7 protein-coding genes are annotated in these 4639 nt (G+C 47.7%); 6 read left to right on the top strand and 1 reads right to left on the bottom strand.

Translation table 11 applies throughout. The annotated features are described in order from the left end of the window. Nucleotides 1–74 precede the first annotated feature (74 nt). From AB7S66_RS11420 to AB7S66_RS11395, 6 genes are read left to right on the top strand one after another with little or no spacing between them, the layout of a single operon-like run. Nucleotides 75–806: a hypothetical protein gene (locus AB7S66_RS11420; protein WP_428520112.1), complete on the top strand. Its 732-nt coding sequence runs from the start codon at nucleotides 75–77 to the stop codon at nucleotides 804–806. After that, the gene (locus AB7S66_RS11415) at nucleotides 803–1480 is read left to right on the top strand and encodes an ABC transporter permease (RefSeq protein ID WP_428520110.1); all 678 of its coding nucleotides are present in this window, start codon (nucleotides 803–805) and stop codon (nucleotides 1478–1480) included. The genes AB7S66_RS11420 and AB7S66_RS11415 overlap by 4 nt, the downstream gene beginning before the upstream one ends. A 6-nt stretch (nucleotides 1481–1486) precedes the next feature. Beyond that, a complete protein-coding gene (locus tag AB7S66_RS11410; protein ID WP_428520108.1) occupies nucleotides 1487–2581 on the top strand; it encodes a sensor histidine kinase in 1095 nt (364 codons plus the stop codon). After that, nucleotides 2578–3189, top strand: coding sequence for a response regulator (locus AB7S66_RS11405; protein ID WP_428520106.1), 612 nt, complete (start codon nucleotides 2578–2580; stop codon nucleotides 3187–3189). Before AB7S66_RS11410 ends, AB7S66_RS11405 begins: the two co-directional genes overlap by 4 nt. A gap of 1 nt (nucleotide 3190) precedes the next feature. After that, nucleotides 3191–3364, top strand: coding sequence for a hypothetical protein (locus tag AB7S66_RS11400; protein WP_160525776.1), 174 nt, complete (start codon nucleotides 3191–3193; stop codon nucleotides 3362–3364). Beyond that, on the top strand, nucleotides 3361–4029 hold the full coding sequence (locus AB7S66_RS11395) for a rhamnogalacturonan acetylesterase (protein ID WP_428520104.1): 669 nt from the start codon (nucleotides 3361–3363) through the stop codon (nucleotides 4027–4029). Before AB7S66_RS11400 ends, AB7S66_RS11395 begins: the two co-directional genes overlap by 4 nt. A 161-nt stretch (nucleotides 4030–4190) precedes the next feature. Here the strand turns inward: AB7S66_RS11395 and AB7S66_RS11390 are convergent, their stop codons facing one another. Further along, entirely contained in the window at nucleotides 4191–4370 is a 180-nt protein-coding gene (locus AB7S66_RS11390) for a hypothetical protein (protein WP_240622816.1), read from the bottom strand. Nucleotides 4371–4639: the final 269 nt, after the last annotated feature.

Here is a 4639-nt window from a genome sequence, read left to right as displayed (position 1 = left end):
AACACCAAGCAACCCAATCTTGAGGATGTCTTCTTGACGCTGACAGGCAAGCAACTCCGTGATGAGGTCCAGTCATGATTGCCTTCCAATTGAAACGCAGCAGCAGGGACCTTGTAGGACACGCCATCCTGATCCTCTTCCCCCTGATACTCATTTTCTTTTTCGACTACCTCTATAAGAACATCAGTATCGAGACCGGGATGGGCATGGGGGGGCAATCACGTATAACGGCATTGGCAATTGGGTTTGCCTTGACCTTCCAGATCTATGGATCGGTAATTAGTTTTGAAACACTGGCTGAGGACCTCTATTCTCCTATGCATGATAGAATTTTCGCTTCACCTGTTGAGATACGTTCCATTATTCTCTCCATTCTTGTCAGTTCAACGGTGGTGAGTTTCCTGCAGACATCCATCCTGCTTGTATTTTCCAGTATCATCCTTGGGGCTTCATTTCCCTCTCTCCCCTTGGTTTTGCTGGTTTTACTGGTCTCTGTTGTCTTCAACCAACTCTTTGGAACGGTACTTTTGTTGCTTACCGGTGGGGTAAAGACAGCGAATATGGTTACCACCATCTATGGCTCGATTGTGCCCATGACTGTTGGGCTCTATTTCCCGCTTCCGCAGACGGCATTCTTCCGAATCCTCCGGTTATATGGGACCCCGATGGGTTTGGCAAATACTGCAAGTTTGGCAGTTATGGAGGGGCAAACACGGCTCTTTTTCATCTGCCTCGCCATCTTGGTGCTTCTTGTTGTGTTGTTGTTTTTCTGCCTCGGGCCCTTGGTAAGGAGGATAAGCAGATGAGTATTTTTACCTTCGCCATAAGGGAGAACCTTCGTCAGAAATTGACACTTCCCTTGCTGCTGCTCTTCCCTCTGGTTCTCCTTCTGGTCCCCAGCATGCCTGGTTCCTTGCCGATGTCTTTCAGCCTTTTTGGGTTGCTTAACTTCTACTCAGCATTTCTCTTGGTCCGTACCGTTGCTGAAGACAGGATGCGGAAAGTGTTGGTGAGGATTGCTTCTTCTCCCATCAGTCATGCACACTATCTCACCAGTCATCTATCAGCCGGTTCTCTGTTGCTGATTCTCCAGAGCTTGGTGCTCATCATTGCCTCGCTCATCGTACATGGGAGTAATACAACCAATTACTTGTTGCTCTTCATCCTCTATTGTTCCTACAGCGTCATGACCCTTTCATTCTCTTTGGCGTGGAATACCATGTTTCGCTCCTATACTACGAGTTTTGCCCTCTTCAGTGGGGTAGGTTCTATTCTCTGCCTTGTCAGTGGACTTACCTTTCCTCTTCGCTTCCTTCCTCCTGCCATGCAACGAATGGTCCGAGTGCTGCCTACCTACTGGCTTGCCCATGGCCTAGAAGCCCTCAATGAGCAAGCTGGTGCTTCTCTGCTGCTCTCTGTTGTGATACTCTTGATATTTGCAGGGATATTTCTCTTGGTAGGAAGTAGAAGGAGGCTGTAGGGTCTTGTGGATAGAAGCATAAACATAGAGAGCAAGCACCTCTTTCGGATTGTCCTGGGTGTGTTGCTGTCTCTTGTGTTCTTTCTGCGTTACCACATGATGGATCCTCCCTTGCTTCTGGTCTTCCTCTTGGTAATCTTCTCGCTGATGCTTCGATGGCGATTCTCGTTTTCTCCTGCGTGGATGCTCATTGATGCCTCCTTGTTGACGATGTTTTCTCTCTTCCTACCTGAGGCAACCATCTTGCTCTCGCTCTATCTCTTCTATTTTGCATCACATAGGAATTTGCTTTTCTGTATTCCCTTTGCAGTATATTTGGTAGTAGTCCTTCAGGGGCTTGAGCTGCTTGTACCGCTCTTCTCACTGCTCCTTGGAGCCCTCGTGGGAGTATGGGAGCTGGAGCGGATGCAACTGATAAAAGAAGCAGATGAGTATCGGATGAGAACCCACCATCTGGAAGCAGAGACTGAGCACCTACTCTTGGATTATGCCGGTGCCCAGTATCTCTCCCGCCTTCAGGAGCGGGAGCAAATTGCCCAGATCCTGCATGACAGCTTGGGGCATGAGTTGACTGCAGCTCACCTAAGCGTAAAGGCTCTTGAAATGCTCCTTGAGCGGGGTGATGTTGAGAAGGCGAAGGTGAGCCAAGGGAAGATTGAACAGCGACTCTCCTCTGCATTGGCGCAACTCAAGCTTGCGGTCAGGCAACTGGAACCGGATCAAAAGCAAGTAGAGCGGTCCATTGCCAGGCTCTTTGAGGAATTTGTCTACCCGGTACAGTATACGATTCGTGGGGATGTCGCCCTCGTTCCCCCTGCATTACAACAGATACTGCATTCTGCAATCAAGGAAGCGCTTACCAATGTGGCAAAGCATGCAAATCCAACGAAGGTTTCCGCCTCCCTCGATTGCAACAGTACCCTGGTGCAACTCACCATGGAGAATGATGGGATCATGGGACAGAAGAGCTCAAGTACAGGAAATGGCTTACGCTATTTGAGACGGAGGGTGGAACGCCTCGGAGGAAGTATGTCGATTCAGAAAGGAGAACAGTTCAAGTTGCTGATATCCATTCCGGTCAGGGGAGTGATGGGATTATGAGAATTCTATTGGTCGATGATGATGCATTGGTACTGGAGAGTCTGGAAATTTTGCTCTCTGGTGATGCCCAGCTGCAGATTGTAGGAGCCCTTTCCCATGGGGCGGAGGCACTCTCCTTCCTTGAGCATACCCCGGTAGATGTAATCCTTCTTGATATCCAGATGCCGGTGATGGATGGCATCGAAGCAGCCCAGAGGATCCGAACCAAGTACCCGAAGGTCAAGATATTGATGCTTACTACATTCTCAGACTATCGAACGCTTCATCGCTGCCTAGAGGCCGGGGCTAGTGGATTCCTTCTCAAGAGTGATGAGACTGAAAAGCAGATCATGACGATTAAGGCAGTGTATCAGGGATTGCCTGTAATCAGTGAGCAAGCCTTGAAACAGTTTTCAGAACAGCAGGTTTTCTCCTCTCTCAGTAAGCGAGAGAATGAGGTGCTGTTGCAACTTGCTCAGGGGCTCAGCAACAAAGAGATTGCAGAACGGTTGTGTTTGAGTGAGGGGACAGTGAGAAACTGTATATCTATAACGTTGGAAAAGCTTGGGTTGCGTGACCGCACCCAACTTGCCATTTCGTACTGGCAACGAAAGAGTACCGGGAGGTAAGATGCGCGATATTATCATATTGGTTGCTGTCTACCTAGTGGCAGCAATCTTTGCAATTGTGGGAATTTTAGGGCTTCTCAATCAGCATTCTTCCGCTAAGAAACATACTGAGGACAAGATATCCACCGAAGATATGCTCTCTGGTTGGGGAAATGAGGAAGAGGAAAAGCAATGAATACAGTATTTCTCCTAGGAGACTCTACCTGTGCCCCCAAGGAGGATGATACACGTCCTGAGACTGGGTGGGGAATGTACTTTGAGAACTATATCAATTCCTCCTGGAGTGTGAGAAATCTTGCCATGAATGGCCGGAGTACTAAGTCCTTCCTTGAGGAAGGGGTGTTTGACCAATGTCTTGCCGAGCTGGAAGCAGGTGACTTTGTATTCATCCAGTTTGGTCATAATGACAGCAAGGAGGACAAGGAGCGATACACCGAGCCTTGGTCCACATTTCAGGGGAATCTTGCATGTATGGCTGAGTCGGTGCTCTCAAAGCATGCAACTCCCGTCTTCCTTACCCCTATTGCTCGTAGACGATTCCTTCCAGATGGTAGCCTTGTACGCACCCATGGGGAGTATCCGCACGCAATGATTTCCCTCTGCCAGGCTAGGGGCTATGCCTGTATTGATATGAACAAGACAACGTTCTCTCTACTGGAACAGATGGGGAGGGAAGGCTCCAAGGAACTGTTTCTTCATCTTAAGGCAGGCGAACACCCGAACTACCCAGAGGGAATCTCTGACGATACCCACCTGAATGAGAAAGGGGCAAGGGTAGTCTGTTCGTTGATCATCGCACTACTGAAAGAGAAGTATCGAGATTTTCCCTTTCTTGCTTAGTCAGGAACAATCTCTCATGAGTCTTGATGAGTTGTAACCATTGACCATACACCGCAAGGTACGGGTATGCCAAGAATCTTTTGTACGCAATGAATACTCTGGATTTCAAAGGGGTCGAATTCGACCCCTTTGAACCTGTAAGCCAGAAAAGTCCGGGTTTGTTATTTTTGTCCACAATCATCTTGATATAGGGGGAAAAGTTCCGGGGCATATTGCACTTCGTCAATCATGAGAGGTGGTTTATGTAGCTGGAAGAAGGTGGATGGATCATTCTTGGCCAAGGCTCGCAAAGTCAGGTCATCCGGGGGAATATACTCTCTTTTATCTTTTGACTCATTCATAAGTTTCTGAAGCACCGTAGTTTTCGTGCACTGCTGCGGTCCGGTCAATAAAATGATAGGGTAATCTTTGAAATCAGTTTTTCCATTGTACTATTGATGTAGTACATACAGCCCCCTAATATTTTCGGCGAATCGGGAATCTTTAACTATTTCTCAAAAAGGAATCGAATTCAGAAGGTTCCTAGCTTACATTTGCAAATATGGTTTTTATAGCTTCAGTTTAATTCCTTGCAGTAAATCAAAATCCATTGTATTATATGAAGGGAATT

Source organism: Sphaerochaeta sp., assembly GCF_050178175.1.
In the GTDB taxonomy this organism is placed as follows: Bacteria; Spirochaetota; Spirochaetia; order Sphaerochaetales; family Sphaerochaetaceae; genus Sphaerochaeta.
The sequence above is the reverse complement of the archived record's forward strand: the minus strand, read 5'-3'. Positions and strand labels throughout refer to the sequence as shown.

Bases quoted from the DNA above. Each gene is read 5' to 3' on its own strand.
- AB7S66_RS11420 (WP_428520112.1), top strand. From the start codon at position 75: ATGATTGCCTTCCAATTGAAACGCAGCAGCAGGGACCTTGTAGGACAC.
- AB7S66_RS11415 (WP_428520110.1), top strand. From the start codon at position 803: ATGAGTATTTTTACCTTCGCCATAAGGGAGAACCTTCGTCAGAAATTG.
- AB7S66_RS11405 (WP_428520106.1), top strand. From the start codon at position 2,578: ATGAGAATTCTATTGGTCGATGATGATGCATTGGTACTGGAGAGTCTG.
- AB7S66_RS11400 (WP_160525776.1), top strand. From the start codon at position 3,191: ATGCGCGATATTATCATATTGGTTGCTGTCTACCTAGTGGCAGCAATC.
- AB7S66_RS11395 (WP_428520104.1), top strand. From the start codon at position 3,361: ATGAATACAGTATTTCTCCTAGGAGACTCTACCTGTGCCCCCAAGGAG.
- AB7S66_RS11390 (WP_240622816.1), bottom strand. From the start codon at position 4,370: ATGAATGAGTCAAAAGATAAAAGAGAGTATATTCCCCCGGATGACCTG.